Raw genomic sequence first — 25666 nt, 5'->3', positions numbered from 1 at the left:
ATGGACTATTCCCTCATCTCGACCCGCCTGGGTGAGCAGATTCGACAAAGGCGCCAGAATCGCGGGCTGACCCAGGCCGCGCTTGCCTCCATGGCCGGGCTCACCCGACAAAAGATCATCGCCGCCGAGAAAGGCAGCCTGTCGGTCGCCATGATGGCCTACGCCCGCATCCTCGGCGCGCTGGACTGCGAGTTCGCGCTCGTGCCGGCAGCGAGGCCTACGCTGGAGGAAATCCAGGGAGTGTTCGACTGATGCCGGCGACGCTGAAGGTTTCGACGCCAGAAGGTCCGAGCGGAAGGCTCTTCAGTAGCGCGAATGACTACCTGTTCCGCTATCAGGAAGGGACGGACGCGCGCGCCGCGGTCAGCCTGCTCATGCCCGTGCGCCTGGAAGAGTATCGCCATCGCGAGTTGCACCCGATTTTCCAGATGAACCTGCCCGAGGGCTATGTCCTGGAACAACTGCGCAACCGCCTGGCCAAGGTGGTGAACGTGGACCCGATGCTGTTGCTGGCCCTGTCTGGCAGCAGTGCGCCTATCGGACGGGTCCTGGTGAGTTCGCAAGAGGTCGATGCGCTGCTGCAACGCAGGCAGTTTCCAGGTGAGAAGCTGGAGGAAATCCTGGCCTGGGATGGCACGGACGATATCTTTGCCGAACTGGTGGACCGCTACATCCTGCGGGCCGGCATATCGGGCGTACAGCCCAAGGTGCTGGTTCCGGAACACCGGGATTCGCTACCGCAGCGGTTCACCTCGAAAACCTCCGACCTGATCGTCAAGAGCGGCCGTGCGGAATTCCCGGGGCTGGCGATCAATGAATTCCTCTGCATGTCCATGGCAAAGGCATGCGGCATTCCCGTTCCGGAGTTCTACCTGTCAGACAACGCCAGGCTGTTCGTCATGAGACGTTTCGACAGGGACGAGCAACTCGACCCCATCGGCTTCGAGGACATGGCGGCCCTGATGGGGCTCTCGGCGCAACAGAAGTACAGCAAGAGCTATGCGGCCATTGCCAAGGCCATCCGGCTGTTCTGTCCTCCCGAGCATGTGCCGGCCTCCCTGGAACAGCTTTTCGGCATCGTGTCCCTGAGCTGCATCGTCGGCAATGGCGACGCGCACCTGAAGAATTTCGGCCTGCTCTATTCGGATCCGACACAAGCCGACGCGCGGCTGGCGCCGGCCTATGACATCGTCAATACCACCGCCTATATCCCAGAGGACGTGCTTGCCCTGGACCTTGCCGGCAACAAGTCGCTGTTCGCGTCGCGGCAAGGGCTTCTGGACCTTGCCAGGGTATGTGATGTGGCCCGGCCGGCCGAAGTCATACGCGCTCAATTGCAAGCGGTGGAAAAGGTGCTGGCGAGCCACCCCGGGCTCTGCGAACAGGCACCCCAGGTGGTGGCCGCCATCCGGCACAGCGCCGAACCCTTCGCCAGGACCTTCGGCTAGGCCCGGCGCGCGGCGGTTGAGCCTGTAACGGCGCAGCAGGTCAGATCAGCTCCACCAGGCCGATACGCTCGTCTTCCAGGCTCTTTTTCAATTGCTCTGTCGAATTTGGGCGATCGCCTGGTTCGAACTGCTGCCCTTCTTCAGAAAGGGCAACATGCGCCGGGAAAGATTCTCGTCCAGCAGCAGCTTCATGCCGCCTCGATCCTGGCCGAATGTTTCATGCGGGCCGCCGCGAAGGCCAGGCAAGCGAGAATGTCTTCACGCTCGAGCTCCGGGTAGTCAGCGATGATTTCTTCCTGGCTCATTCCGGCGGCCAGCCAGCTCAGGACATCCTCCACGGTTATCCGCAGCCCACGCACACAGGGCTTCCCGCCACGCCTGCCGGGCTCCAGGGTAATCCTCGATTCATCCGCCATGGCTCTGTCTCGACTTATGTTCGTTCGATGATCCGGGAGCCATCCGAATCCGCTTCGTTTACGCCTCAGCCGTGGTGCTGCAAATACTCGCTCAGCGCCTGCCGGGTGAGGTCGTTCAGGCTCATGTGCTGCCGGTTGGCTGCCAGGCTCGCTGCCAGATGCAAGTCATGGCCGACCCGCACGTTGAACGATCCCTTGCAAGGCACTTCCGGCTCCTGCCTCTGCGCCTGGCATGTGGCCAGGTAGTCGTCCACCGCCTCGCGGAAAGCGGCCTGCAGTTCGGCCACCGTCTCGCCTTCGTAGTTGACCAGCGCGCGGATGAAGAGCAGCTTGCCGAACAGGCAGTTGTCCTCGGTGCTGGCTTCGATGGAGCCGTAATAGCCCCGGTATTGCAGCAGGTTGTTCACGGAATCAGTTCCCCCGCCTTGAGGTGCTCGATGATCTGGCGCCGGACATAGGCTTTCAGCTCGTTGCACGGGTGCGGCTTGTGAAGGTTGATCAACGCCTGCGGGTCGCCGTTGTCGAACTTGACCCGGCTCCCGCTGCCCTCCAACTGCCTGTAGCCCAACCAACGCAGTAGTGTCACAAGCTCCTGCCAGGTAAAGCTGGTGCTTTCGTTGAGTAGCTTGGCCAGCAGTTTCTCGTTCTTGGACATGGAGCCCCTTTCATGCAACTAAAAATAGTTGCATGCCATTTGATCGTCAACGGTCCTCTACCCCATAGACTTGCTTGCCCTGGACCTTGCCAGGGCCTGTGATGTGGCCCGGCCGGCCGAAGTCATACGCGCTCAATTGCAAGCGGTGGAAAAGGTGCTGGCGAGCCACCCCGGGCTCTGCGAGCAGGCGCCCCAGGTGGTGGCCGCCATCCAGCACAGCGCCGAGCCTTTCGCCAGGACCTTCGGCTAGGCCCGGCGCGCCGCGGCGTCCAGCTCGGAAGCCAGGACAATGCGATCGCGCCCCTGCCCCTTGGCCTCGTACAGCGCCTGGTCGGCCCGACGCAGCCACTCGGTGGCGTCGGGCATGGCCGGATCGAAGCCGGCGATGCCGATGCTGAGGCTGACACGCAATTCCGGCACCCGCTCCCAGTCCTCCCCGGCCAGCTCGCGGGACAGTCGCGCCAGAACCTCCCGCGCCGCCTCCGGCTGCAGCCCCGGCAACAGCACGCAGAACTCATCGCCACCATAGCGCCCGGCCAGGTCCTCGGCGCGCAGGTGACTGCGCATGAACTCGCTGAGCCGACGCAACACCAGGTCGCCGATCACGTGCCCATGGCGGTCGTTGGTGATCTTGAAGTGGTCGACGTCGATCAACGCCAGCGAAGCGGGCTGCTGCGCCTGCCGGCAATGCTCGAAGGCCTGCTGCAGGCGCTCCTTCCAGTAGCCGCGGTTGAACAGTTGGGTCAGGCTGTCGGTGCGGCTCAGGTCGCGCAGCGCCTTCTTGTGCCGCGACAGCTGGATGGCCAGGCGATAGAGCACAAGGCCGATGGTCATGGGGTGGATGACCAGCATGGGAATGCAGGCATACAGCTCAGCCTGGGAGGTGTCAGGCGAGAAACCGAAGCCCAGCACCAGGCCGGACAGCAACATGCCGAGCGCCTGCAGCACGAACCCCTGGACCACGAACCGCGCCCCGCCCGCCGCGGTGTTGTTCATCGCCAGCATGGAAAGCATCATCACCGAGGGCAGCACGTTGAACTGGATGGTGGCGATCCAGAATCCGCCCATCAGCGAATCGAAGAGCACGAAACGCCGCTCCAGCTCCTTGGGCCGCGACGAACGCGAAGTGATCTGGTAGGCCATCAGCGGCCACAGATAGCAGAACCACAACAGCAGCCCCCACAGCCAAGGCGAATGCCCCTTCCCCCAGAGCACGCCGGCGACACAGAAGAACCCCACGGCCAAACCCACCGCGCGCGGCAAAAGCACGCGCTGGGCATAGGAACGGCTGAACCTGGCGGACTCACTCGACTGCTTCACAGACCGCTCCCTTCCTCACCGAAAGCTTCCCTGGGCAGCGGGAGTATAGTCTGGCAATGGTGGCAGTTCGATAGCGTCCGAGCGGCAAGTACGGCGGCTTCGGAGCCGGAAAGCAAAAAGCCCCGCCGAAGCGGGGCCTTTGCCAGAGATGGTGCCGGTAAGAGGAATCGAACCCCCGACCTTCTCATTACGAAAGCGATTTAAGCCCCAATCGCCTCAGGTAGTTGCCAACAAAATCAGCAGCTTAGCGTCTCATTGAGTCCGATTAAGATGGTCCGTATAGTGGGTTTTGCACCCACCACGCACCCACGGGAAGCCATGAAAGCTAAGCTGACTCAGAGCCTGCTGAACTCCCTGCAGACGACCGGCGCCACCTATGAGGTTCACGATACCACCGTGGTAGGCCTGTTTGTGCGCGTCACAGCGAATGGACACAAAGCCTACGTGCTGAGGTGGGCCAGGGGGAAAAAGCGCACCTTGGGCCGCGTAGGCGTACTGACGCTGGACCAAGCCCGCAAGGAGGCACTGCAGGATCTGGCCGAAGCTCGCGAACACGGCGAGCCCCTGGCCGTCGCCCTGGGCCGAAAGAACTCCGCCACCCCCACTCTGCGCGACTTCATCGACGACCACTATTCGCCGTGGATGGACACCCACCTGAAGAGCGCCAGCAAGACGCTGAACCTGATCAACGTGGGCTTCGCCGAGATCATGAACAAGCGCCTGACCGAGATCACCCAGCGCGATCTTGAGACGCTGCGCATTACCTGGCAGGCCGGGGGTAATACCGACAGCACTGCTAACCGCAAGATGGCTTCGCTGCGTGGCGCCCTGTCCCGGGCTGTGGAATGGGGATTCCTCGATGACCACCCGATGGCACGCCTGAAACAGATCAAGACCGACCGGGCCAGCCGCGTTCGCTACCTCCTACCCGATGAGGAAAAGCGCCTGCGCCAAGCTATGGACGACCGCCAAGAGTCGATCAGAACCGACCGTGATAGCGCGAACCAGTGGCGCACCGAGCGCAAGAAAGAGCTACTGGCAAACCTGCGAGAAGTGCTATTCGTCGATCACCTCAAGCCCTTGGTGCTTCTCTCGCTCAATACCGGGATGCGCCGTGGCGAAGTATTCAACCTGACTTGGGCCGATATTGACCTGACCAATAAGCTGGTCACTGTCGAGGGCGAAGGTGCGAAGTCTGGCCAGACGCGGCATATCCCGCTGAACAAGGAGGCCCTGGAGACCCTGAAGGGCTGGCGGAAACAATATCCCAAGGAAGTCGGCTTTGTATTCCCTGGAAAGAAAGGCGAGCGCCTGGATAACGTAAAGAAGTCTTGGGAGGGGCTATTGAAACTCGCCAAGGTCACGGGCTTCCGCTGGCACGATCTGCGCCACACGTTTGCGTCGAAGTTGGTTATGGCTGGCGTGCCCCTGAACACCGTGCGGGAATTACTGGGGCACTCGGATATTGCGATGACACTGCGCTATGCCCATCTGGCGCCGGACAGTAAGGCGACGGCAGTTGAACTCATCTAATCATATCCATCCACTGGCGTGTCATCAATCGCAGTTATGTACTGCTGGAAATCCAGCTTTATGCCCCTGTTCTTGATAAGAAACTGAGCATACCTAAGCAAAGGAACCCACATATCATTTAGCTTATCAACATTCAATTTTGGTATAGCAGGAGAGTCAAGAACAATAGCGCAACCATCGAAAAGATCATCACCCCCTTCAAACAGATCAAGATTATGAAAAACCGTGCTAGTTGCTAATGCACTAACTTCGTCAAGAGCCTCGGGAAGCATAATATGCAATCTTGTCTTGAATATTGCTTCGTCTTCATGCCAAACAAGCTGAAGAAACCTAAAAAGACTTATCTCTGGCCCAAGCTCTACATTGTCATTTAAAAAAGCCGGCCGAGGAATCTTTGCCTCTTTAAGGCTGCTCAAAAGCCTATCCTCAATCACTCCAGTAAGTGATTTCTGCTCGACCCCCGCCAGAAGCTCCAAACCAGACCTTACAAAAGGATGAATTCTTAGCGAGATCGTCTGTGAGCGTTTTCGTTTTGCCATCACTTTCCCCTCTCCGAAGTCACAGAGCATCGCAAAACGCGTCATGACAAGCAAGTCGGATGCAATGACACGAAACCGTATTGACACAGAAATGTACTGCCAATAGCCTAGCTGTGCCTGGCGAAAATCTCGCGCCAGAAAGGAGCTACCCATGACCCAAGCAGCACCCATCCCACCGCTCGCCGTAGGCCCGGAAGACGCTGCGCGCGCCTCTGGCACTACTCGTTCCGCCGTATACGAAGCAATCGCCCGCGGCGACCTGCTGAGCTTCAAGGCAGGCAAGCGCCGGCTGATCCTCATCAAGGAGCTGGAGGCCTGGCTGAACCGCATGGCGAAGGAGAACGCACGTTGACCATTCGCCTCTTCGACCACGCTGGCGCTGTTCTCGGCCAGCTCACCCTGCCGGCGTCCACCCGCCTGGCAGACCTCGCAACCCTTCGCATCCTGGGTGCCACCCGGGTGGAGGTAATCCAATGAACACCGTGGAAAGCATCGCCGACGACGGCATCGAGCACGCCCGTTATTGCACTGAACAAGCCCGCTGGCTGAATGCCTTGGGCACGTCCATTTGCGACGCACTGGTCGGTGGTAAGGCCAGCCCTGAGATCCGGGCAGAGCGCGCCAAAGAGCTGGCCAGCCTGATCTGCTACCTGGCCTACGACCTCACCCACTACTCGGAGCGTTGCGCCTCCAAAATGGAGAAGGAGCTCGCCTCCATGCAAGCGCAAGGTGGTGCGGAATGAACATCCATCCCTTGGGCCATGAGTCCGCAAGGCTTATGAGCGAAGCCGGCTACGCCGTTGACGTGATCAGCAAACTGATCCTTGAGGACCAGTGCCGGAAATCTGATCGCGATCGGGAGGGTTATCTCAGCGACTACGACCTTGGCGGCCTGCTCGCAGCACTCACCGTTGCCGGTCAGAGTCTGCAGGAATGTGGAGAGCGATTCAGCGAGTTCCTGCAGCACTCGGAACAGTCCGAAACGGCCGCGACGGCGACGATTGAAGGGCGTGCAAAGGAGAGCGCGCAGTGATGAAGAAGGGAGAGAAGAGTGCCCAAAGCGGAGCTGCAACTCCGCCCGGGCAGTACACATTGGTTGGCACCAAGTGAGGTTGAGACTATGGCATCACACTCGTCCACTGAGCAAGACCGCAAAATGATGGAGGCGCTGCGTAAAGGCCCCATCACCACCCTGGAAGCGGCCAACGACCTGGACATCGTTCACCCGCCGAACACGATCCGCCGCCTGCGCAACAAAGGGCACGAGATCATCACGCACTGGACCTATCAGGCTACTGACCCTGGGCGTCCGCCCCACCGGGTAGCCCAGTATGTCCTGTTGCGTGAAGCGTCCTAGTCGTGATCGACCGGCGGGCTTCGGCCCGCTGGTTCCTGCCCGCGAGCCGACGAATGGCTAAGAAGAGTCATCTTCCTTTTGATAAGCGCGGCGGCGTTGTAGCGATCCAGCGCCGCCTGCTGTCGTCGCCTGAATATCTCGCTCTCACCGCACAAGCGAAAGTGCTGCTCACCCTTCTGCAACGCCACTGGACTCCCTCCGGCCCGGTTGGGTTCGGCGTGCGTCAGGCAGAGGAGGAAATCCCTTGCTCTCGTGTCGTGGCACTGAGGACTTTCAAGGAACTGGAGGAAGCGGGATTCATCGTGCTGGTGGACGACAGCTTGTTCTGCAGCAGGACGCAATCGAAGACGAGAACCTGGCGCCTTACCTGGATGCCCTGTTGGAATAACCGGGCTCCCACGAACGATTGGGAAGGACGCCGAATTTCGATTTCTACCGGTTCATAAACGATACCTATGGCCAACCCACAGGTATCAAAAATGAACCATTGCTGCCTTATTTAGCCTCCACAGGTATCATTTTTAGTACCTGTGGAGGCTGTTTTCTGATGCCACAGGTATCAAAAATGAACCACTCCTACTTAACCACCTCCTACCGATTCTTCTCTGACCTCTTCTACAGCTCCAAAGAGGGCTCAGAAGTGCGCGCGGCCCCCGCGGTGCGCAAATTTGGGTGCCAATTCTGCTGGCTGGAAGAGTTAGCAAACGCCAGATCTGGTGTTAGCCCACTGGTGGCGTTTGAAACGCGGGCGGTGAAGCGTCCACAGGGAGCGGCCCAGTGTGGCGATTTGGTCTCAGTGAGGCGTTTTCGCCACAGTGGGGCGAAGCAGGCCAACCGGCCGCCAGTCGTTCCAAAGATCCGCATTTCAAATGCTACCCTTCCGAACTGCCGTTTCAAACGGAACTTGGAACCCAGTGCTAACCGGCTGGGTTTCTTCCGGGTTTCCGCCCCGGATTGGAAAGTGTGCAGATCCTCACCTTTTCCTAAAGGTCGGAATCCCGGCTTTAGAGGAAGTAAGCTTGATCCTCATTCAGGAGAGAAAACCGCTCCACAACGCCGCCGCCAGCGCGCCTTGCCCTCGCTTCCTTTTGAAAGGGAAGCGAGCCCAGTTCCTTCCAGAACGAAACGTGTACGCCTGGTGACGATGGCTGATACCGGAAAATCCGGCGTCAAAAGTGACCCCACCTCACCTTTAAATCCCTCTGATTCGAGGTATTTAAATCCCCGGGATTCCGGGTATCTCGATCCGCTCAATGCTCGATTCAAATACCGTTCGTCGGATGAGTTAAGGCTCTGAAACGGCATGGGACAGAACGGGACAAACACCAAAAATCACCAGTAGATCAGGGGATTGGCGCGCGCGTAGATTGGTTGCCATGGCCTCATGCTTGGCGCTGGGGCTCCGTCATGCTTGGCGCTGGCGGGACGGGTGAAAGCCCATCTCCCTATCTGACTGGAGTCCCTGATATGCCCATCCATGAGACCGTTGCTGCTCGAACCAGCCGACTGCGTGCCCATCTGAATGCTGGCGGCGCTGCCGATCCCCGTGTTCTGGCGGCCATTAGCGAAGAGGTCAGCGCCCTGGGGAATGACCTGAGCGAAACCATCAAGGTCTTCACCGAAAGCAACCAAGCCATCAAGCAGCACGGCGCTGAAGTGAATTCCCGACTGCTGGCCCTGGAACAGTCCTTCCTGGCTGGTGGTGACGGCCAACAGCGTCAGCACGGCACCCTGCGCGACGTGTCCGGCGAGGTCGTCCGCTCCCTGGGTGAGTCCACCGCCTTCGCCGCGCTGAAGGAATGGAACCACGGCACCGCTCGTACCAAGCTCAGCGCCAGCATCCGCGCCATCGTCACCGAAGGCCGCGGCGATTCGAACAGCAGCACCATGCCGAGCAACCCGGAACGCTCCGGCATCGTCGGCCCGGCACTGCCACCTCTGAGCCTGATCCAGGTGCTGCCGTCCCGCCCGACCACCAGCGATGCCGTTGAGCACGTCCGCCTGAACGTAACCGGCGATGCTGCCCAGCAGGTCAAGGAAGGCGACGAGAAAGCTGAACTGGACTTCGAGGGCACCTTGGTCCGTGCCGACGTCATCACCGTGGCCGGTCATACCACCGCGTCCAAGCAGGTTCTGTCTGACAACGGCGCCCTGCAGAGCCAAATCGACTTGGTGATCCGCTCCAAGGTGATGAGCAAGCTGGAGGACCACATCCTGAACGGCCAGGGTGGCGACGACATCGAGGGCCTTCTGCACCTGGCCACAGTGATGGTTCCGTCGCTTACCACCACGCCCGCCGACCGCATCGGCGAGACCGTCACCGCAATGCGCGCCAACGGCTACAACCCGAATGTCATCGTGATGAACGTGTGGGATTGGCTGAAGCTGGGTATCACCAAGGACGCCGACGGCAACTACCAGTTCGGCAGCCCGCTCTCCCCGGCCGGCATGACGCTGTGGAACAGCCCTGTCGTGACTAGCAGCAAGATCCCGCAGGGTCAGGTGCTGGTACTCGACACAGCGTACATCACCGTCCTGGACCGTGAAGCCGCCAGCGTGATGGTGAGCAACAGCCACAAGGACTACTTCACCCGCAATCTGGTGCTGATCCTGGGTGAACTGCGTGCCGGCCTGGAAGTCCTCGATGGCCAAGCCATCTACCTGGTGGACCTGGAAGACGCCACCAGCAGCTGATAGCAGGCCGGGCCTGTCTCGCGACGGGCTCGGCGTGGATTAGCGGTGAGTGCCACGGTCAAGAAAACCGCCGCAGCCTGAGCTGTAAGGAGGATCGCAGTGATCAGGCACTAGGCCCGCGCCAGGCGGGCCTTTTACCAATACTCGGGAGAGAACCAATGACCACCACCAACGAACTGCCCAAGCACGTACAGCGCGCACTCAACACCATCGCCCACGCTCGCGCCCTGCTCCATGAAGTAAGCCAGCGTGATCGCCTGCGTCGTGAGATCGATGACTTGCTGTCCCGCGGTATGAGCCACGCCGACGCGCTGGAACACCTGCGCGCCAATCCGCCGATTGTCAATCCGAACTACTGAGTGCCTGCCATGCCTGACCTTCCTCGCTCGCACAGCGCCAGCAGCAGCACGGTCCAGAAGCACAAGCCTCGCTCTGCACGTGGCACTGCTGCTCAACGTGGCTATGGCTACAAATGGCAGAAGGCTCGCGCTGCCTTCCTCGCACGCAATCCACTGTGCGCTGAGTGCGAGCGCCATGGAAAGATCAAGCTGGCCACCGAGGTTGACCATATCAGGCCACACAAGGGCGACCAGTTGCTGTTCTGGAGCGAGTCGAATTGGCAAGGCCTCTGCAAGCCCTGTCACTCGGCCAAAACGGCGAGCGAAGACGGCGGCTTCGGCAACAAACAACGGGAGGGCGGGGTGAAAGTTTGAGGACTCTGGCTTCCAGACCGCCCGCCCCTAAGAGCTTTCATTTCCACAGAATTCAGGTTCAGGAGGCCCTATGGCCGACGCATTCGAAGTGAATCTCAAAGGCCTCGACGAGATCATGAAAAAGCTCCGCGAGCTGGGGCCAAAGCTGGAGCGCACCTACCTTCGGCGCGCAGCGCGCAAGGCCATGAACATCGTCAAGGATGACGCCAAGGCTCGCGTCAAACCCACCGACAACCCCAAGACCGCCGAGAACATCGCCAAGAACATCGTCGTCCAGGAGTCCAGCCGGCGCAGCAAGGCCGTGGGCGGTGTGGTCATGCGGGTGGGTGTCCTGGGCGGCGCTCAGAATGCCAAGGCGGGTGGCCTGATCGGCAAGAAGAACCTGAAGGAAAACCCGGGTGGCGACACCTGGTACTGGCGGTTCATGGAGTTCGGCACCGAGCATCAGGCCGCCCAGCCCTTCATGCGCCCGGCCCTTGAAGAGAACACCGAGAACGTCACCGAAACCATGGCTGTCGAGCTGAACAAGGCCATCGACAAGCTCGCCCAATAGGAGGCCCCAATGGCCAGCCGATCCCTCGGACAACTCACGCTGGACCTCATTGCCAAGACTGGCGGCTTCACCGGCCCCCTGAGCAAGGCGGAGCGTGACGCCCAGCAGCGCATGCAGAACATCAGGAAGAACGCCGAGGCGGCCGGCAAGGCAATCGGCGGCTTCACCGTTGCCGCGGCAGGCAGCCTTACCGCGCTGACGCTGAGCACCGTCAAATCCGCGGCCGAGATAACGCGGCTCTCCCAGGTAGCCAACGCCAGTACGACGGAATTCCAGAAGTATGCCCTGGCCGCCGAGACGATGGGCGTCGAGCAGGACAAGCTCGCCGACATCTTCAAGGATGTGAACGATAAGGTCGGCGACTTCCTGAATACCAAGGGCGGCGCGCTGAAGGACTTCTTCGACAATGTGGCGCCCAAGGTTGGCGTTACCGCCGATGAGTTCCGCAAGCTCTCTGGCCCCCAGGCCCTGGGCCTGTATGTGTCCAGCCTGGAGAAGGCTGGCGCCAGTCAGCAGGATATGACCTTCTACCTAGAGGCAATTGCGAGTGACGCCACTGCGCTCCTGCCCCTGCTGAAGAACAACGCTGCCGGCTTCAAGACTCTGGCCGATACCGCCTCTGCTGCTGGCGCCGTTCTCGACAACGACACGATCAAGTCGGCCAACGAACTGAATGCCGCCATCTGGCTCATCGAGAAGAGCTCGGCCGGCATGAAGAATCAGATCGAGAAGGCCCTGTTGCCGGTCCTCTCCAACTTCGCTGGCAAGCTGAGCGACACCGCCATCAACGGCACGCTGAGCCGCTCCGTCTCGGATGACCTGGCCGCGAGCTTCACCACCTTGGCCAAGGGAGCGGTCGGCGCCGTGGCTGGCGTTCACATGCTTTACACCGGCCTGAAAACACTCTCCGACCTGGATGACGCCTCGATGAAAGGCTCGTCCTACTGGGAGAAGTTCGTGCCGCCGGCGCGCTTCTATCGGACGTGGCAGAACTTCGACGAGATCGAGAAGGTTCTGACCGATGCCGGGGTGAAGTTCGACGGTCTGGCCAACGGTTATGCCGACCTGATCACCAGCTTCAACACACCGATCTCCAATCAGCCGAGTAACAAGGTCAAGGAGATTGCCGAGCTGATGGAACTGCTGCAGAAGAATGGCACCAACGCCGGCATCGTGTTCGACCAGAACGCCGCCAATCAGGCCCTGGCAGCAAAGCAAGCAGCGGACGCCATCAATTCCCAGATCGAGGCGCTGAAGCTCCAGGCCGCAACGCTGGGCATGACGGCCGACCAGCAGACGATCTACAAGCTAGCCCTGGATGGCGCGACCGAGGCCCAGATCAGCCAGGCCAAGGCCTATCTGGATACCGTCGCCGCCTTCGAGAAGCACGCCAAGGAACAGGAGGATTACAAGAGCCTGGTCGCCGATCTGCGCACCGAGGAGGAGAAGCTCAATGACCAGCTCAAGGAGCGGCTGAAGATCATCGACGCGATGCCCGACCTCAGCGATTCCGAGCGACACACTCAAGCAGCTCGGGCAGTAAATGCGGCCTTCACGAAAGCCCCCGATTTCGGCGGCGTGGATGCCTCGGTTGCCGGTCCGGCCGGGGAACTGATGAAGGTGGACAAGGCACAGGAAGAGCTGGAGAAATGGTACGAACAACAGCTCGAAATGCTGGATAAAAATCGTGAAGCGCGCGCCGACCTCAATGCCGAGTGGGATGCCAAGGAGCTTGATCTGAAGCGCCAGCACGAAGACGCATTGGCGAACATCGAAAGGAACCGCCAACTCGTCCAGATATCAGCTGCGGAGAGTACCTTCGGCAGCCTGGCAGAAATGGCCAAGTCCTATGCTGGCGAATCCTCAGGGATCTACAAGGCAATGTTCGCCGTAGAGAAGGGCATCGCCATTGCCCGAGCTGCCGTCGCCATTCAGGAGGGTATCGCCCTGGCTGCCGCGAATCCTTTCCCGCTGAACCTGGCAGCGATGGCCACGGTAGCGGCAGAGACAGCCAGCATAGTCGGGAACATCGCCGCTATCGGCATGGCCCACGACGGCATTGACGCAGTACCTGAAACCGGCACCTGGCTCCTGCAGAAGGGAGAGCGAGTAACCACCGCATCTACCAGCGCCAAACTCGATAAGACGCTTGATCGAGTTCAGGCTGGAACATCCGGCTATTCAAACATCCAGGTAATCAATAACGGCGAGCCGATGCGTGCCCGTCAAGAGATAGATGGCAACACCATGAAGATCATTCTTGATAGAGTCGAGGATGATTTTGCTGGGAAGATGGCGTCTGGAACTGGAAAGTATCCAAAGGCAGTTGAAGCCCCATATTCACTGAAGCGGAGAGGTGGATAGTGATCGAGTATCCCGCAGACCTTCCCTGCGCCTTGCGAGAGGGTTATGACTTCTCGCCGGTCAGTCCGCTGCTCCGCAGTCGATGCGGCCGGGAGGTATAGCTGAGGCGGTCACTGGAAAGAAAAAGCCCCGCCTGAACGAATCAGAGCGGGGCTTTTTTAGGCCTTTTGCACCCACCCTGCACCCACAGCGTCTGAAGGTGCAAGGTACTGAATGGCTGAAAGGCCCGGTTTTACTGGTGCCGGTAAGAGGAATCGAACCCCCGACCTTCTCATTACGAATGAGCTGCTCTACCGACTGAGCTACACCGGCGGCGCGGCGTAAGCTAGCACTCTAAAAAAGCCAAATCAATTGCTCTGAATTTATCAGTGAACCGGCACTGGCGAGAGCACCATCACAGTTTTCCGCGCGCGGCCACGCCACGTTTCCTCCACAGGACAAAGTCCGACAGAATAGTGCGTCGATCCCCTTAGGAATTCGGATATGAATGCGCTAGGCCTGCTCCGTCAGAAAATCGCTAACGGCGACTTTGCTGTCGGTATCTATGGACTTGGTTACGTTGGCCTGCCGTTGGCGCTCCGGTTTGCCGAGGTTGGTGTACGGGTCATAGGTTTCGACGTTGATGCGGAAAAGGTCCACAAGCTCAATGCAGGTCAGAGCTACATTGAGCGACTGGGAGCCGATCAGATTACCCAAGCCCTACAAACCGGCTTCGAGGCAACGGACGACTTCTCTCGCAGCATAGAGGCCGACGTACTGATAATTTGTGTTCCAACCCCCCTCGATCGTCACCATGAGCCGGACCTGAGCTTCGTGGTGAACACAGTAGAAGCCATCCTGCCGCACTTCCGCGCAGGCCAACTGCTCAGCCTGGAAAGCACGACCTGGCCCGGCACCACCGAGGAAGTCCTCCTCCCCCGCCTTCGCGAACGCAGTTTCGAACCCGGAGTAGACTGCGCGCTGGTCTTTTCTCCGGAACGGGAAGACCCAGGTAACCCCACCTACGGCACCCGTGACATTCCCAAGGTAATTGGGGGGCAAACCCCTCTCTGCCTTGAGCTGGGGCAGGCGGCCTATGCTTATGCCATCAGGACGCTAGTGCCTGTCAGCAGCCCACGAGTGGCGGAAATGACCAAGCTGCTCGAGAATATCCACCGAGCAGTGAACATCGGCTTGGTCAATGAGATGAAGATCGTCTGCGACAAGATGAAAATCGACATCCATGAGGTGATCCGCGCAGCGGCGACCAAACCCTTCGGCTTCGTTCCCTATACACCCGGCCCCGGTCTCGGCGGTCACTGCATCCCCATTGATCCGTTCTACTTGACCTGGAAAGCAAAGGAATACGGCATCAACACCCGCTTCATCGAGCTGGCCGGCGAAATCAATCATTACATGCCGCATTGGGTCGTCCAGAAGGTTGCAGACGCTCTCAACGACCGTGGCCGAGCTATCAAGGGCAGCCGCATTCTGGTGCTAGGCCTAGCATATAAAAAGAATATTGACGATACGCGTGAGTCTCCCGCCGTGGAAATCATGTCTTTACTGGAGAGCAAAGGAGCACATGTGGAGTACTCAGATCCTCACGTGCCCAAGTTTCCACGCAAACGGGACTACTCATTTGACCTCGAATCAGTGGAGCTAACGCAACAAAGCTTGCGAGGCTTCGATTGCATGGTACTAACAACCGATCACGATACCTTCGACTACGAACTGCTGCAGAAGCACTCACCCTTGTTAGTCGATACCCGTGGACGTCTAACCGGGGCGGCCAATGTCATCAGTGCCTGAGCAAATGCGTAGAGGTTGGAAGATTCTCCTAATCACCCGCAATCTCCCTCCTTTAGTGGGCGGTATGGAGCGCCTGAATTGGCATCTTATCCAAGAGCTAGCCAAGACTGAGCAGGTTGTGACCATCGGCCCACATGACGCGGCCGTATTGGCGCCAAGCAATACCATCTTCAACCCAGTGCCACTACGACCGCTCTGGCGCTTCCTCCTAACTGCATTCAGGCAAGCGCTATCCACTGCTCGGCGATGGCGTCCCCATATCATCATGGCTGGCAGTGGCCTTACGGCTCCGATTGCCCTACTAGCCGCCCGAACCTGTGGCGCAAAGGCAGTGGCGTATGTACATGGATTGGACGTCACAATCCAAAACCCAATCTACAGAGCATTGTGGCTTCCTGCACTTCGACGGATGGACCGCATAATCGCGAATAGCCACTCTACTGCGGAGTTTGCTCGTTTAGCAGGAATCAGCCAACACCGTATCGGCTTAGTACATCCCGGTGTAACGGTGCCTGCGCCCCCAAGCTCTAACGATAAACTGAAAAACTTCAGGGCAAAGTACAATCTCGAGGGGAGAAATGTGCTCATCTCAGTCGGCCGACTTAGCACTCGAAAGGGATTGCGCGAATTTGTACAGTTGGCACTTCCTCGTATCGTCGCCGAGCGCCCGGATGTACTCCTATTGATAGTAGGCTCAGTCCCAAGTGATGCTCTTCACGCTCATATCCAGACGGCCGAAAGCATTGAAGAAGCAGCACGAACTGCAGGTGTTGCCAACCATGTTCGGCTAATCGGGCAGATCACTGATATGGACGAGTTGCTCACTGCATACCAATCAGCGATCGCGCACATTTTTCCTGTTCGTCATATTCCCAATGATACGGAAGGGTTCGGTATGGTAGCGATCGAAGCGGCAGCCAACGGTGTACCCACTGTAGCATTCGCCACGGGAGGCATTACAGATGCTGTCGCTGAGGGAGAGTCGGGTTACCTGGCCCCACCCGAGGACTATGAATGCCTGGCCCGGTTGGCTCTTCGCGTAATAAAGTCACCTGGCAGTATGCGTGCCGCCTGCTTGCGTCATAGTGCAACCTTCGCCTGGGAGAAATTTGGCAGAAATGTGCTCGATCAACTTGAGTTATCCACTCCCTCGCGCCGATCATGAGCACACTCTTCATCGGCAAGCGCTTTTATACCAACAGAGATGCTCTGAAGGACCAATTCGGTAGAATTTACCAGCTTCCGCGGTTCTGGGCAGAAGCTGGCATGGAAGTTAATCTCTGGCTGATCGACTATCACACCAAGGAACGGATCAGCGAGCATCACCAGAGCCTGAAAATTCATTCATTCCCGGTCTTCAGCTTGCATAGCCTGAAGCACCTACTCAGCAGCCTGCAACGTAGACCACGAAATGTAGTTGCCAGCGGCGACTGCTATATCGGACTTCTGGGGTACATTATTGCTCGCCTGAGCGGTGCAGGATTTACTTTCGATATTTACGACAAGTACACCACCTTTTCTGGATACCACAAGCTTATAGGTATCGATCCATTCAAATTTCTAGTTAAGAATTCAGACCATCTACTCTTTGCTAGCACAGCGTTGGCCGTCGAGACCACTCCACATCAAAGCCCAAAAGCCACATTCAGCATAGCCCCGAACGGTATCGATTCTGGAATATTCCATCCAAGATGCCGCGCTTATTGTCGAAGAGCCTTGAAACTCAACACGCAATCATTATATGTAGGCTACTTCGGAAGTATGGAGCCAGATCGAGGTCTAACTGACTTACTCACTGCAATCCATTATCTCCGCTCAAACGGCCTTGAAATTCGCTTACTCCTAGCAGGAGAAAAACCTGCCAACTTAAATATAAGCGCCAGCTGGATTGACTATCTAGGCAACATTCCTCATGAAAAAGTAGCTATAGCACTCAACTGCTGTAATGTACTCTCTCTACCCTATAGAAACTCCAGTTTCTTGGACATGGCCTCATCCTGTAAGATTGCTGAATATCTAGCTGTTCAGATTCCTATCGCAGCAACCCGAACACCAAACTTTACGAAAAACTTTCCGACACAAGCCCTGCAACTCGAAAATGTACTAGCAACTCCAAATGACCCTACTAGTCTAGCCACGAGCATAGCCCAACAGCTTATGACGCCGATATTGGCTAGCTCGCCGCTGGAAATGAACTGGCAACACATTGCCAAGAGGGTCCTTCGAGAGCTGCCTATACGCTGATACCTCATAACGACATCGAACCTAAGTGCTTAAGCAGACGAACTGATGCAGCAGCATCACGATGGTCAAAAGTGAGGCGTAAGACCCGTTCCCGTTTTTCCACATACTCATCGACGCCGACAACCTGCTCCTCCAGACAAGCAAGCAAATCATCAAACGTATGTGCATGAGCTCCCGGAGTCATTTCCGGATAAGAGAAGAGAAGAGACCTGTCGTCTCGCAGATACTCATCCAAATCATATGGATAGAAAACAACAGGGCGATTAAGTAGAAGAAAATCGAAGTAGATCGATGAATAGTCAGTTATCAGAATATCGACACTAGCCAAGAGAGGATAAATATCCGAATCAGGATCGATATTTACCAAGAAGGGAGAGTTTTCCATCCTATAACGCCCATGCATGAGCGGATGTAGCTTTAGTACGAACAAGACACCAACACGCTCGCAAAAAATGGATAGTCGCTGCAAGTCCATGTGGCCAGTTTCAAAGGGAGAGATTTTGTTTTTACGAAAAGTCGGCATATAGGCTATGACCTTGCCACCCGACTCGCGGTGTGCATGAATTCGCTGTCGCGCTACGACATCCACATTGCAATTTACCAAACCACCAGACTGTCTTTGGGGGTCGAGCATGGCATCGTTCCTTGGGTAACCCAGAGCTAGAATGCTCTTCGCGTGAAAGCTCCGACGGAATGCCTGCTCGGTAAAATATTCGGACGTGGAGACCAACAGATCGGTCCTTCGATACCGTCCCAAGACGCTTTTGTATACGATCACCAGCCATCGTTTCAGCGGCGATAGCCGAGCCAAACGACGATGATGAAGATCCAGCTCAATCTCCTTCAGTGGTGCGCCATGCCACAATTGGATGACGCGAGCACCACGAATCAACCCTATCCGTCCATGTTCTCCATAGTCCATGGAGTCGACCACCAAAATGCCGGTACGGAGCAATCTAATAAATGCTGGCCAACTCGGATAGCGCAATACATCAATACCCTGCCTTTGTAGCATGGATGCGGTGGCGTTTGATTCAGTCAGAAACGCACAACGCCATCCCGCCGCATTATCCTGCAAGTAACAGAAACAATGCTTGGCATTGTCCAAGAATTTTCCGTGCTCACGCCCTAAAACGAGGACACTGAATGCATCACGAGGTACCACTAATGTGAGTGGATAGGCAAAAACCCTAGATAATAGCGCCAATAATACAGCGCCTGCTGCAAAAATCGCTTTGCGAAACATCAAGAGATTACCTCGACGAGAAGCAGGGCTAAGTACGTATACGTTCGATCACTTCTGTTGTAGAGATCGACGGCGTGCGTGGCAGATAAATAACCTCACACCAAGGCAACAGCCAATCGAACCTCCCTAACCAATCATCGCCCATGACCAGTATGTCAGCACGATACTCTCGAACGTACTCCAACTTCTCCTCTAAGGAGTGCTCGAGAAACACTTCATCAACACAGCGCAACGCCTGAACCAATCTGACACGCTCATCCTCAGCATATACAGGATGACGCCCTTTCTTCGAGATATTCAGAGCATCGGTCGAAACGCCGACAATCAAGCGCTCCCCCAGTTTTGCGGCGCGCTCAAGGAGATTTAGATGTCCAACATGCAAGACATCGAAGGTCCCAAAAGTGATGACTGTTTTCTTCACTTACTTACCTTGGATAATGATCTTGAAACCCAAACGGGCGCTTCCCGCATGAATCTGCGCGAGAACTCCAACGCAACAGCAACCGGCCGTCGAAAGAACAAACGTCCTGCCAAACAGAAGTTCCGGGACTGGCAAGCCCATAGAAATAGGAAATAGGCCTCCAAGCGAACCTCCAGCGCAAGGCGACGCCGTATGGCCATATACATATCCGGTCTATCGACAAACCACCCCAGCGCCGAATCAAGAAGCTCTCGCATATGAGCGTGACGAGACTGATCCGAACTGGCCGACATAGACAGCACACGATACAGATACAACGGCTCGGGCACATATCGCAAAAATGCTCCTGCGGCCAGCAATCGAAAAATAAACTCCGAGTCCTCGGCATAGGGCCTGCCTCCTTGGCGCACACCTGAGGACTCTAGCATTGCACGGGAAATCAGAGGCTTTATCAACAGCCGAGAAGAGCCAGCCCAGGCTGCGCCAGGAATATCCTGCACTTGAACCTCAAGCCCGGCGCCAAAGGCTTTTGGCCCACGCATACGCCGCCAAGGCCTCAAACCATGAGCAGTAGAGAGGCATTCAAGGATATCGTCGAAGACTATGGCACAGACCTCATCACCTGCTGCCTCAACCAACCTTTCCAGACGCTGCGGCATCCATTGGTCATCAGCATCTAAAAATGCAAGCCAGCGCCCGTTAGATACATCTATGGCCCGATTCCTGGAAATACCTGGCCCGCAGTTTCTATCGTTATATAAGAGCCGAACTCTAGAGTCGGACAATGATTGAAGGCGCTGCCGGGTATCGTCGGTTGACCCGTCGTCACAGATAATTATTTCGATATCTTGGTAGGTCTGCATCAGCACAGACTCAACCGCGGCGAGTACAGTAGTTGCGGCATTGTAAGCAGGCATCACCACTGACACCCGCCCCCGGGAATTTTCCTTAGTCAAACGGTTAGCCCCGGACATTAGGACTTAGCTCATAAACAACCTGGGCCGCAAACAGTGCGGGATGCCAGTTGCTGAGCCAGCGTACCAGTCTGTCGGGTCTGTCCACCTGAGCCCGGCAAGTATGAATATGCATTCCCAATACATCCGCCCACTGCTCGAAATCCTTTACCGTCCAAAAGCGAATATGTTCGCGCATGTGATAAACTATCGTAGTAATAGGAAATCGACCGCCGAACAATAACCTGAGTCGATGCAATAGAAAACCGGCATTGGGAATCGTTATAAAAATCCTACGCGGCCCGAGTTCGATAACCTGCCGAACCAGATCCTCCGCATCGACAACATGCTCAATCACCTCCATTAATACAACAACATCCCAGCTTCCGGCTAATTGCTCTACGAGTCGCCGCTGCGGATCGATTCTAGTCACACTAATACCCGAAGCAGTTAACTCCTCTAGAGCAGAAATGGAAATATCCGCTCCACTCCCCTTACAGTCCGGGCGGTTGCGCGACAAGTAGCGTAAAAAGCTCCCTTCACCGCAACCGATATCCAAAACAGATGCATTGACCGGTAATACGCTGGCAATCAGGCGATACCGATCCATCTCTTTGGCGGTACGCTGCTCCCGGACCCGCATCTGCCAGTAGGTGTCATAGTCCTCAAACTCCTGCAATGGAGCCGGACGGGTGATCTCACGCCAATATCTATGAAGAACCCGGAGCACTGGTATTTTTTTGAAGATTTTCATTAGACGCCTCAAACCCCCAAGACCGTAGGCCGTATGCCCAGTCGCCGGCGAACTTGTAGCAGTAGAATAATACGTGAAAACAGAATACTGCTGCAGGTTGCGACAGCCGCGCCAATGCCTCCGTAATACGGAGCCAATAAAGTATTGAGCAGGACATTCAATAGAACGCCCGACACCACACCAAACAGGTGAGATTTCTCGTTACCCGACATATTTAGCAAAGTCCCTAGAGGGCCACCAAGCACAGCAATGAGCTGGGCAACAACCAATATCTGTAAGATGGTCGCCCCCTCGGCATAGCTGTGCCCATAAATTAATGGCACCAATTGAGAAGCAAAAATAAACATGATCAATGCCGGCGGCACTGTCAACAGAGTTAGTCGTCGCCCCAACGATGTCACTAGTAATTGCAACTCATTCTTTTTCCCCGACGCCAAGAGCCGAGCAAAACTTGGGGCCACCGCTGTGACCGAAGCCATACTCAAAAAAACCAGCAACTCTGCAGCTCTGGAGGAAACACTATATATTCCTAACACCTGCGGCTTGCTGTTGATCCCCAGCATAATCAGGTCGATTCGACTGGAAAGAAAATAAGTACAAGCCAGCAGCATAAATGGAAAGGCCTGCCCAACTCGCAGTGTGGCAACCTCCTGTTTCGCGTTAGGAGATAAAGCCTGACGAAGCTGCAAGTGGTTGACACATAAAGCCATTGCCGCAGAAATTGTCGAAATCGACATAAGCTGCGCGGCACTCACCATACCTTGCAACAACCATAAAGCTGAGCAGAGAAGAAAGGATGTTGCCGGTATCAGAAGCAAGGACGGCCATTGGCTACGTACCAGCCAGCCTTGAGCCTGCAACAATGCCTGACGGACACTGCCCAATCCCAAGAGCAACGGCAACGGTGCTGCAGCCAGGAAGATATTTTTATCGAATCCAGGCAGAGCGAACGTGCTGAATATAATAAGTATGAGGCCGCATCCTCCACCACACAGAGAAGTCCGATGATCAGCAAAAACTCGCATCCAACCTAGACTGTGCGGGGCTCGTACGCCCTCTCGAATCAGATACTGGGGAAAACCAAGTCCCGCCAGGATCGCAAGTAACGACACCCATGCATTGACGAAGGAATACATACCAAATTCACTCGCTCCCAAGGCACGAGCAAAAACGATACTGGAGCAGAACGCCGTAGCAGCTGAAAGCAGCTTCAGCAATGTGCCCAGCCATGCAGCACGCAATGGTGCTTCCCACCCAGAGGATGAGTCACCTTCTCTCTGTAATCCCTTGCTCATGAAAGGTAACACCTTACCAAGCACGACAGATCTCTCATCCGCTCATCGGCGCACGAAACAGCCCGCTCCTACTCTGACGAATCCTTATACATAAGCGCTGTGATTTGCTCTGAAATCAGCCCCATCAGGAATATCATTACTCCACCAGTATAGAGAAGAGCACTCATATTGGTGAAGCGCCCATGTGCAACATAGGTATATCCATACCAAAATGTCGCCAAGGCCATTATCAGAGCCGCGATGGGAGCAAACAGCTTTAAGGGCGAATAAAGCGTGCCGATCTTGAAAATTATTAGCAAAAACCTCACGCCATCCCTGAATGGCTTTATATGGCTAGTTCCAACCCTTTTCGCAGCATGGATGGGAACATAAATAACTGAATAGCCTGCCCGGAAAAACGCCATAGTCGAGGTAGTGGGATAGGAAAAACCATTTGGTAGGAGATAAAGGAACTCCCTAAATTTTTTCGCCCTCACGGCACGAAACCCAGAAGTCAGGTCCTCGACACGATGCCCGGTCATGTAGGTAGCCAGGCTATTATAGAAGCCATTAGCCAACCCCCGCCCCATACTGGCCTGAGAACCGCTTTGACGCGCACCGACCACCATGTCATGGCCCTCTTCCAGCGCCTCTAGCAACCTCGGAATATCCGATGGGGAATGCTGGCCATCAGCGTCCATGAAAACAATAACCTCACCTCTGGCCTGTCTTGCCCCCGACTTGATCGCCGCACCATTTCCTTTCGAATATAAATGCCGGATAACCTTAGCACCAGCCTCTTCAGCAACTTTAGCGGTAGCGTCGGTAGAACCATCGTCAACTACGATAATCTCTGCATCAGCATACAACTTTCGAACACCACCAACCACAGCAGCGACTGCCTCCGACTCATTCTTCGCCGGAAGAACAACACTAAGTTTCATCGACAATTCCTATTGGATGAAATTCTGAGTACGGCGACTGCACCTGGGTGGACTCAAGTATAAGAGCACGCACGCGCTCGAACTCCGCCTCATATATTTGAGGAGACCTTTTAAGCTTGAAAATTGGTTGCTGTCGATAGACTTTCTCTGCTTGATCCAGCAACTGCAAAGCGCCCATTGCATAACCGCTACTAGCCACCTCTGCGACCATCATCATGGCTGCGTCGGTGTCATTGTAGCGACTAATAGCAAGGGAATAGTTCGCCAATGCCTGCTGGCGCTTCCCTTGCGACAGGAGCAACTTCCCTTTCAGATATGGCGTCAGTCGGCGGAAAAGTGCAAAGCGCCCATAACGAGAACTGGCTTCCATACGTTCCAAAAGTTCCACGCTGGGCTCGCGATAGCGGGCCAGACTTCTTTCGCGAGCAATAACTTCAGCAAGTGAACGCATTCCCCTAACTGCCTGAGCATCAAAAGGCTGTTGCGAAAGGCGGAGCGCAGCAGCCTGGAAGTCTGCGTCAATAGCGATTCCTTGCTCAACTCGCAGCAGTAGCCAGTTGATGGTCAACAGAGCACTATCGGGTAGACGCTTTGAAGCCTGATCAATAAATACAAGAGCATCATCTCCTCGGCCAAGCCGATTCAAACGCCAGGCAATTGTGCTCTGTGCTCTAGGGGATTCCGGAGTGTTGTTCGCCCAGTACATTTCCAGGTGATCAGTATCAGCCCACAGTTCCGCGCGCTGCCAAGTCATACTGGCTAACAATAAGATTATCGATGCAGCCATTAATACAGAGATGGAGACACTGATTTTATCTTTCAACCAAACGATGAACAATGCCAACGGAAGAAACAAGAATAGTGCAGACAGATAGTTTCGATGCTCAAAATATAACTCAAGCCCAATGAGGGTCGATTCCACTATATGTGCGCAAAAGAAGAAAATAATTGCCAAGGCCAGCACAGGAATACGTCTACGCACCAATAAGGCCAGAGCAAACAAGCAGAGCAATAACAAGAGAGAGTAAAGCGTTGATAGCGGATGCAATAGCGAGCTAGACACCGAAAAACCATCTTGAAACAACCCGCGCCCCTCTATACGCGGAGCTATCAGGTTAACTAGATACTCGGTAACGATACGACATTCGCTATATAAGCGCTCAACCTGATTAAAGGAGCGATTAGGCCATGGTGCCGCCGAAAGATTCAGGTAACTCAGCAGGACGCCCATAACGAGAAGCGAAGGCGCCCAAATGAAAAGCAACCGCCAGCGCCAATCAAGCCTATTTTGACTCGGATTACAAAACTCAATCACTCCTATAAGAAGCGGCAGAAGTATACCATTCTCTTTACTCAAAGTTGCCAGCACAGTCCCCAGGATGAGCGAGATACTCATCAACCAGTACCCTTGCTTGACAAGCCCCTGCTGCAGCGCCAATCGCCCCTTCAAATAACCAACCACACCAACAAGGCTGAACAACGCAGCCAACTGTGCCATCCGCTGAACAACATAAAGGGTAGTAGAAACAAAGAACGGATGTAGCAGCCAGAATGCACAAGTAAGAATGGCAATCCATTCTGCCTTACGACTTGAATAGCCATACAAGCGCAGCAAAAGAAAAGTAGACCAACACAAAAACAAGCCGCACAGCAAATGAATTAGAAGATTCGTAGTTTTAAAATAGGCCCCTTGACTGGGCCATGCATTGTCATTCAATAAAAAACTAGCCAATGCAACTGGACGCCCACTGGGACCAGACCAGCCATTGAACACGAAGCTTTTGAAGGTTTCCCAGTCCACTACTCCACCGTAGGCGGAAAGATCACTGAGATTAGGGAAATCATCGAAGAGAAAGCCGCCTTTCAATCCTGGGGAATAGCAGAAGACCGCCAGCCCCATAATCAGCAGAAGCATAGCCAAAGGAAGATGGCGAGACATCAGGCGCATCGTAATGAATCCAAAATATGGAAACGCCCACCAAGAGGTGGGCGTTCATACAGCAAAAGCCAAGAATTAACGGCAGCTAGCCGGACGATACTTGGTCTCTACGGTGCCACCTTTACATTTCCAAGTAATGGAGCCAGAACTGGTAGTCGGGCTCAGCAGCAGAGTTTTGCCATCATCAACCTTGTCGTTGAAGGTAATAGTGATAAGGCCGGTATTAGCTGTCACCCCTACCGACTTGACAGCATTACCTTTGATGTCAGAAGCGGCAGCCAAACCAGCGGAAGTCTGAGACGGCGGGAACTTGCCTTGGGAAGAGAAAAACTCAGTCACGGAAGCCTTGGCACCGCCGGCCAGAGACAGACCTTCAGCCACATGAGAACGCTTGGTGTAGTCCTGATACGCCGGCAGGGCGATAGCAGCCAAAATACCGATGATCGCAACGACGATCATTAATTCGATCAGGGTAAAACCTTTTTGAGCCTTCATGAAACTCTCCTTG

At 55.8% G+C, this 25666-nt stretch carries 31 protein-coding genes and 1 tRNA gene; 18 read left to right on the top strand and 14 right to left on the bottom strand.

Going from position 1 to position 25666, the window contains the following annotated elements:
- Complete coding sequence (locus FG99_RS21550; RefSeq protein WP_043272292.1) at positions 1 to 252, top strand: helix-turn-helix transcriptional regulator; 252 nt, start codon at positions 1 to 3, stop codon at positions 250 to 252.
- A complete protein-coding gene (locus FG99_RS21545) occupies positions 252 to 1448 on the top strand; it encodes a type II toxin-antitoxin system HipA family toxin (RefSeq protein WP_043272291.1) in 1197 nt (398 codons plus the stop codon). The genes FG99_RS21550 and FG99_RS21545 overlap by 1 nt, the downstream gene beginning before the upstream one ends.
- A gap of 188 nt (positions 1449 to 1636) precedes the next feature.
- On the opposite strand, the gene FG99_RS21540 is transcribed toward FG99_RS21545, so the two are convergent.
- The 4 genes from FG99_RS21540 to FG99_RS21520 all read right to left on the bottom strand — a co-directional run bounded on the left by FG99_RS21540 (position 1637) and on the right by FG99_RS21520 (position 3839).
- Entirely contained in the window at positions 1637 to 1864 is a 228-nt protein-coding gene (locus FG99_RS21540) for a DUF433 domain-containing protein (RefSeq protein ID WP_043272290.1), read from the bottom strand.
- Positions 1865 to 1929: 65 nt separating this feature from the next.
- Positions 1930 to 2271 carry a type II toxin-antitoxin system HicB family antitoxin gene (locus FG99_RS21535; protein WP_043272289.1) on the bottom strand — a complete coding sequence of 114 codons (342 nt, stop codon included), beginning with the start codon at positions 2269 to 2271 and terminating at the stop codon, positions 1930 to 1932.
- On the bottom strand, positions 2268 to 2519 hold the full coding sequence (locus FG99_RS21530; RefSeq protein ID WP_043272288.1) for a type II toxin-antitoxin system HicA family toxin: 252 nt from the start codon (positions 2517 to 2519) through the stop codon (positions 2268 to 2270). Before FG99_RS21530 ends, FG99_RS21535 begins: the two co-directional genes overlap by 4 nt.
- A 246-nt stretch (positions 2520 to 2765) precedes the next feature.
- Positions 2766 to 3839, bottom strand: a complete 1074-nt coding sequence (locus FG99_RS21520) for a diguanylate cyclase (RefSeq protein WP_043272286.1) — start codon at positions 3837 to 3839, stop codon at positions 2766 to 2768.
- Positions 3840 to 4157: 318 nt separating this feature from the next.
- Here FG99_RS21520 and FG99_RS21515 point away from each other — a divergent pair, with 318 nt between their 5' ends.
- Positions 4158 to 5372 (top strand): site-specific integrase, encoded by a 1215-nt coding sequence (locus FG99_RS21515; protein ID WP_043272285.1) that lies wholly within the window; start codon positions 4158 to 4160, stop codon positions 5370 to 5372.
- Here FG99_RS21515 and FG99_RS32195 read toward each other — a convergent pair.
- Complete coding sequence (locus FG99_RS32195; protein WP_156060094.1) at positions 5369 to 6064, bottom strand: hypothetical protein; 696 nt, start codon at positions 6062 to 6064, stop codon at positions 5369 to 5371. The genes FG99_RS21515 and FG99_RS32195 overlap by 4 nt on opposite strands.
- Here FG99_RS32195 and FG99_RS21510 point away from each other — a divergent pair.
- From FG99_RS21510 to FG99_RS21465, 12 genes are all read left to right on the top strand, one after another.
- The gene (locus tag FG99_RS21510; protein WP_043272284.1) at positions 6063 to 6263 is read left to right on the top strand and encodes a helix-turn-helix domain-containing protein; all 201 of its coding nucleotides are present in this window, start codon (positions 6063 to 6065) and stop codon (positions 6261 to 6263) included. The two genes, FG99_RS32195 and FG99_RS21510, sit on opposite strands and share 2 nt — an antisense overlap.
- Positions 6260 to 6388: a hypothetical protein gene (locus tag FG99_RS32935; protein ID WP_256204891.1), complete on the top strand. Its 129-nt coding sequence runs from the start codon at positions 6260 to 6262 to the stop codon at positions 6386 to 6388. Before FG99_RS21510 ends, FG99_RS32935 begins: the two co-directional genes overlap by 4 nt.
- Positions 6385 to 6654 carry a hypothetical protein gene (locus FG99_RS21505; RefSeq protein WP_043272283.1) on the top strand — a complete coding sequence of 90 codons (270 nt, stop codon included), beginning with the start codon at positions 6385 to 6387 and terminating at the stop codon, positions 6652 to 6654. The genes FG99_RS32935 and FG99_RS21505 overlap by 4 nt, the downstream gene beginning before the upstream one ends.
- Positions 6651 to 6944, top strand: coding sequence for a hypothetical protein (locus FG99_RS21500; protein ID WP_043272282.1), 294 nt, complete (start codon positions 6651 to 6653; stop codon positions 6942 to 6944). Before FG99_RS21505 ends, FG99_RS21500 begins: the two co-directional genes overlap by 4 nt.
- Before the next feature lie 87 nt (positions 6945 to 7031).
- The gene (locus tag FG99_RS21495) at positions 7032 to 7268 is read left to right on the top strand and encodes a helix-turn-helix domain-containing protein (RefSeq protein WP_156060093.1); all 237 of its coding nucleotides are present in this window, start codon (positions 7032 to 7034) and stop codon (positions 7266 to 7268) included.
- A gap of 53 nt (positions 7269 to 7321) precedes the next feature.
- Positions 7322 to 7714, top strand: coding sequence for a hypothetical protein (locus tag FG99_RS31545; RefSeq protein ID WP_218187152.1), 393 nt, complete (start codon positions 7322 to 7324; stop codon positions 7712 to 7714).
- A gap of 119 nt (positions 7715 to 7833) precedes the next feature.
- Positions 7834 to 8565: a hypothetical protein gene (locus tag FG99_RS32190; RefSeq protein WP_156060092.1), complete on the top strand. Its 732-nt coding sequence runs from the start codon at positions 7834 to 7836 to the stop codon at positions 8563 to 8565.
- Between the two features lie 170 nt (positions 8566 to 8735).
- Positions 8736 to 9962: a phage major capsid protein gene (locus FG99_RS21485; protein ID WP_177330915.1), complete on the top strand. Its 1227-nt coding sequence runs from the start codon at positions 8736 to 8738 to the stop codon at positions 9960 to 9962.
- A gap of 158 nt (positions 9963 to 10120) precedes the next feature.
- On the top strand, positions 10121 to 10321 hold the full coding sequence (locus tag FG99_RS21480) for a hypothetical protein (RefSeq protein WP_043272279.1): 201 nt from the start codon (positions 10121 to 10123) through the stop codon (positions 10319 to 10321).
- Between the two features lie 9 nt (positions 10322 to 10330).
- Positions 10331 to 10675, top strand: coding sequence for an HNH endonuclease (locus FG99_RS31540; protein ID WP_081884696.1), 345 nt, complete (start codon positions 10331 to 10333; stop codon positions 10673 to 10675).
- Positions 10676 to 10745: 70 nt separating this feature from the next.
- On the top strand, positions 10746 to 11228 hold the full coding sequence (locus FG99_RS21470; RefSeq protein ID WP_043272278.1) for an HK97-gp10 family putative phage morphogenesis protein: 483 nt from the start codon (positions 10746 to 10748) through the stop codon (positions 11226 to 11228).
- A gap of 9 nt (positions 11229 to 11237) precedes the next feature.
- Positions 11238 to 13592, top strand: a complete 2355-nt coding sequence (locus tag FG99_RS21465) for a hypothetical protein (protein WP_043272277.1) — start codon at positions 11238 to 11240, stop codon at positions 13590 to 13592.
- Between the two features lie 236 nt (positions 13593 to 13828).
- Here the strand turns inward: FG99_RS21465 and FG99_RS21460 are convergent.
- Positions 13829 to 13904, bottom strand: a tRNA-Thr gene (locus FG99_RS21460).
- 171 nt (positions 13905 to 14075) lie between these two features.
- Here FG99_RS21460 and FG99_RS21455 point away from each other — a divergent pair.
- From FG99_RS21455 to FG99_RS31535, 3 genes are read left to right on the top strand one after another with little or no spacing between them, the layout of a single operon-like run.
- Complete coding sequence (locus FG99_RS21455; RefSeq protein ID WP_043272276.1) at positions 14076 to 15383, top strand: nucleotide sugar dehydrogenase; 1308 nt, start codon at positions 14076 to 14078, stop codon at positions 15381 to 15383.
- A complete protein-coding gene (locus tag FG99_RS21450; protein WP_141766055.1) occupies positions 15367 to 16548 on the top strand; it encodes a glycosyltransferase family 4 protein in 1182 nt (393 codons plus the stop codon). Before FG99_RS21455 ends, FG99_RS21450 begins: the two co-directional genes overlap by 17 nt.
- Positions 16545 to 17627: a glycosyltransferase gene (locus FG99_RS31535; protein ID WP_081884695.1), complete on the top strand. Its 1083-nt coding sequence runs from the start codon at positions 16545 to 16547 to the stop codon at positions 17625 to 17627. The genes FG99_RS21450 and FG99_RS31535 overlap by 4 nt, the downstream gene beginning before the upstream one ends.
- Before the next feature lie 4 nt (positions 17628 to 17631).
- On the opposite strand, the gene FG99_RS31530 is transcribed toward FG99_RS31535, so the two are convergent.
- The 8 genes from FG99_RS31530 to FG99_RS21435 all read right to left on the bottom strand — a co-directional run bounded on the left by FG99_RS31530 (position 17632) and on the right by FG99_RS21435 (position 25653).
- Entirely contained in the window at positions 17632 to 18873 is a 1242-nt protein-coding gene (locus tag FG99_RS31530; RefSeq protein ID WP_083369931.1) for a CDP-glycerol glycerophosphotransferase family protein, read from the bottom strand.
- 28 nt (positions 18874 to 18901) lie between these two features.
- On the bottom strand, positions 18902 to 19294 hold the full coding sequence (locus FG99_RS31525) for an FAD synthase family protein (RefSeq protein ID WP_081884693.1): 393 nt from the start codon (positions 19292 to 19294) through the stop codon (positions 18902 to 18904).
- The gene (locus FG99_RS31520; RefSeq protein ID WP_081884692.1) at positions 19291 to 20268 is read right to left on the bottom strand and encodes a glycosyltransferase family 2 protein; all 978 of its coding nucleotides are present in this window, start codon (positions 20266 to 20268) and stop codon (positions 19291 to 19293) included. Before FG99_RS31520 ends, FG99_RS31525 begins: the two co-directional genes overlap by 4 nt.
- Positions 20255 to 21001 carry a methionine biosynthesis protein MetW gene (locus FG99_RS31515; protein WP_081884691.1) on the bottom strand — a complete coding sequence of 249 codons (747 nt, stop codon included), beginning with the start codon at positions 20999 to 21001 and terminating at the stop codon, positions 20255 to 20257. Before FG99_RS31515 ends, FG99_RS31520 begins: the two co-directional genes overlap by 14 nt.
- A gap of 8 nt (positions 21002 to 21009) precedes the next feature.
- Complete coding sequence (locus FG99_RS31510) at positions 21010 to 22296, bottom strand: oligosaccharide flippase family protein (RefSeq protein WP_081884690.1); 1287 nt, start codon at positions 22294 to 22296, stop codon at positions 21010 to 21012.
- Positions 22297 to 22364: 68 nt separating this feature from the next.
- Positions 22365 to 23219, bottom strand: a complete 855-nt coding sequence (locus tag FG99_RS30860) for a glycosyltransferase family 2 protein (RefSeq protein WP_051879110.1) — start codon at positions 23217 to 23219, stop codon at positions 22365 to 22367.
- Positions 23209 to 25167, bottom strand: coding sequence for a hypothetical protein (locus FG99_RS21440; protein ID WP_043272273.1), 1959 nt, complete (start codon positions 25165 to 25167; stop codon positions 23209 to 23211). Before FG99_RS21440 ends, FG99_RS30860 begins: the two co-directional genes overlap by 11 nt.
- Before the next feature lie 66 nt (positions 25168 to 25233).
- Entirely contained in the window at positions 25234 to 25653 is a 420-nt protein-coding gene (locus tag FG99_RS21435; protein ID WP_043272272.1) for a pilin, read from the bottom strand.
- Positions 25654 to 25666 lie beyond the last annotated feature (13 nt).

This window comes from Pseudomonas sp. AAC (assembly GCF_000725445.1).
In the GTDB taxonomy this organism is placed as follows: Bacteria; Pseudomonadota; Gammaproteobacteria; order Pseudomonadales; family Pseudomonadaceae; genus Pseudomonas; species Pseudomonas citronellolis.
The sequence above is the reverse complement of the archived record's forward strand: the minus strand, read 5'-3'. Positions and strand labels throughout refer to the sequence as shown.

Excerpts from the sequence above, each read along its gene's own strand:
- FG99_RS21550 (WP_043272292.1), top strand. The coding sequence starts at position 1 with ATGGACTATTCCCTCATCTCGACCCGCCTGGGTGAGCAGATTCGACAA.
- FG99_RS21545 (WP_043272291.1), top strand. The coding sequence starts at position 252 with ATGCCGGCGACGCTGAAGGTTTCGACGCCAGAAGGTCCGAGCGGAAGG.
- FG99_RS21540 (WP_043272290.1), bottom strand. The coding sequence starts at position 1,864 with ATGGCGGATGAATCGAGGATTACCCTGGAGCCCGGCAGGCGTGGCGGG.
- FG99_RS21530 (WP_043272288.1), bottom strand. The coding sequence starts at position 2,519 with ATGTCCAAGAACGAGAAACTGCTGGCCAAGCTACTCAACGAAAGCACC.
- FG99_RS21515 (WP_043272285.1), top strand. The coding sequence starts at position 4,158 with ATGAAAGCTAAGCTGACTCAGAGCCTGCTGAACTCCCTGCAGACGACC.
- FG99_RS21510 (WP_043272284.1), top strand. The coding sequence starts at position 6,063 with ATGACCCAAGCAGCACCCATCCCACCGCTCGCCGTAGGCCCGGAAGAC.
- FG99_RS32195 (WP_156060094.1), bottom strand. The coding sequence starts at position 6,064 with ATGGGTAGCTCCTTTCTGGCGCGAGATTTTCGCCAGGCACAGCTAGGC.
- FG99_RS21505 (WP_043272283.1), top strand. The coding sequence starts at position 6,385 with ATGAACACCGTGGAAAGCATCGCCGACGACGGCATCGAGCACGCCCGT.
- FG99_RS21500 (WP_043272282.1), top strand. The coding sequence starts at position 6,651 with ATGAACATCCATCCCTTGGGCCATGAGTCCGCAAGGCTTATGAGCGAA.
- FG99_RS21495 (WP_156060093.1), top strand. The coding sequence starts at position 7,032 with ATGGCATCACACTCGTCCACTGAGCAAGACCGCAAAATGATGGAGGCG.
- FG99_RS31545 (WP_218187152.1), top strand. The coding sequence starts at position 7,322 with ATGGCTAAGAAGAGTCATCTTCCTTTTGATAAGCGCGGCGGCGTTGTA.
- FG99_RS32190 (WP_156060092.1), top strand. The coding sequence starts at position 7,834 with ATGAACCACTCCTACTTAACCACCTCCTACCGATTCTTCTCTGACCTC.
- FG99_RS21485 (WP_177330915.1), top strand. The coding sequence starts at position 8,736 with ATGCCCATCCATGAGACCGTTGCTGCTCGAACCAGCCGACTGCGTGCC.
- FG99_RS21480 (WP_043272279.1), top strand. The coding sequence starts at position 10,121 with ATGACCACCACCAACGAACTGCCCAAGCACGTACAGCGCGCACTCAAC.
- FG99_RS31540 (WP_081884696.1), top strand. The coding sequence starts at position 10,331 with ATGCCTGACCTTCCTCGCTCGCACAGCGCCAGCAGCAGCACGGTCCAG.
- FG99_RS21470 (WP_043272278.1), top strand. The coding sequence starts at position 10,746 with ATGGCCGACGCATTCGAAGTGAATCTCAAAGGCCTCGACGAGATCATG.
- FG99_RS21465 (WP_043272277.1), top strand. The coding sequence starts at position 11,238 with ATGGCCAGCCGATCCCTCGGACAACTCACGCTGGACCTCATTGCCAAG.
- FG99_RS21455 (WP_043272276.1), top strand. The coding sequence starts at position 14,076 with ATGAATGCGCTAGGCCTGCTCCGTCAGAAAATCGCTAACGGCGACTTT.
- FG99_RS21450 (WP_141766055.1), top strand. The coding sequence starts at position 15,367 with ATGTCATCAGTGCCTGAGCAAATGCGTAGAGGTTGGAAGATTCTCCTA.
- FG99_RS31535 (WP_081884695.1), top strand. The coding sequence starts at position 16,545 with ATGAGCACACTCTTCATCGGCAAGCGCTTTTATACCAACAGAGATGCT.
- FG99_RS31530 (WP_083369931.1), bottom strand. The coding sequence starts at position 18,873 with ATGTTTCGCAAAGCGATTTTTGCAGCAGGCGCTGTATTATTGGCGCTA.
- FG99_RS31520 (WP_081884692.1), bottom strand. The coding sequence starts at position 20,268 with ATGTCCGGGGCTAACCGTTTGACTAAGGAAAATTCCCGGGGGCGGGTG.
- FG99_RS31515 (WP_081884691.1), bottom strand. The coding sequence starts at position 21,001 with ATGAAAATCTTCAAAAAAATACCAGTGCTCCGGGTTCTTCATAGATAT.
- FG99_RS31510 (WP_081884690.1), bottom strand. The coding sequence starts at position 22,296 with ATGAGCAAGGGATTACAGAGAGAAGGTGACTCATCCTCTGGGTGGGAA.
- FG99_RS30860 (WP_051879110.1), bottom strand. The coding sequence starts at position 23,219 with ATGAAACTTAGTGTTGTTCTTCCGGCGAAGAATGAGTCGGAGGCAGTC.
- FG99_RS21440 (WP_043272273.1), bottom strand. The coding sequence starts at position 25,167 with ATGCGCCTGATGTCTCGCCATCTTCCTTTGGCTATGCTTCTGCTGATT.
- FG99_RS21435 (WP_043272272.1), bottom strand. The coding sequence starts at position 25,653 with ATGAAGGCTCAAAAAGGTTTTACCCTGATCGAATTAATGATCGTCGTT.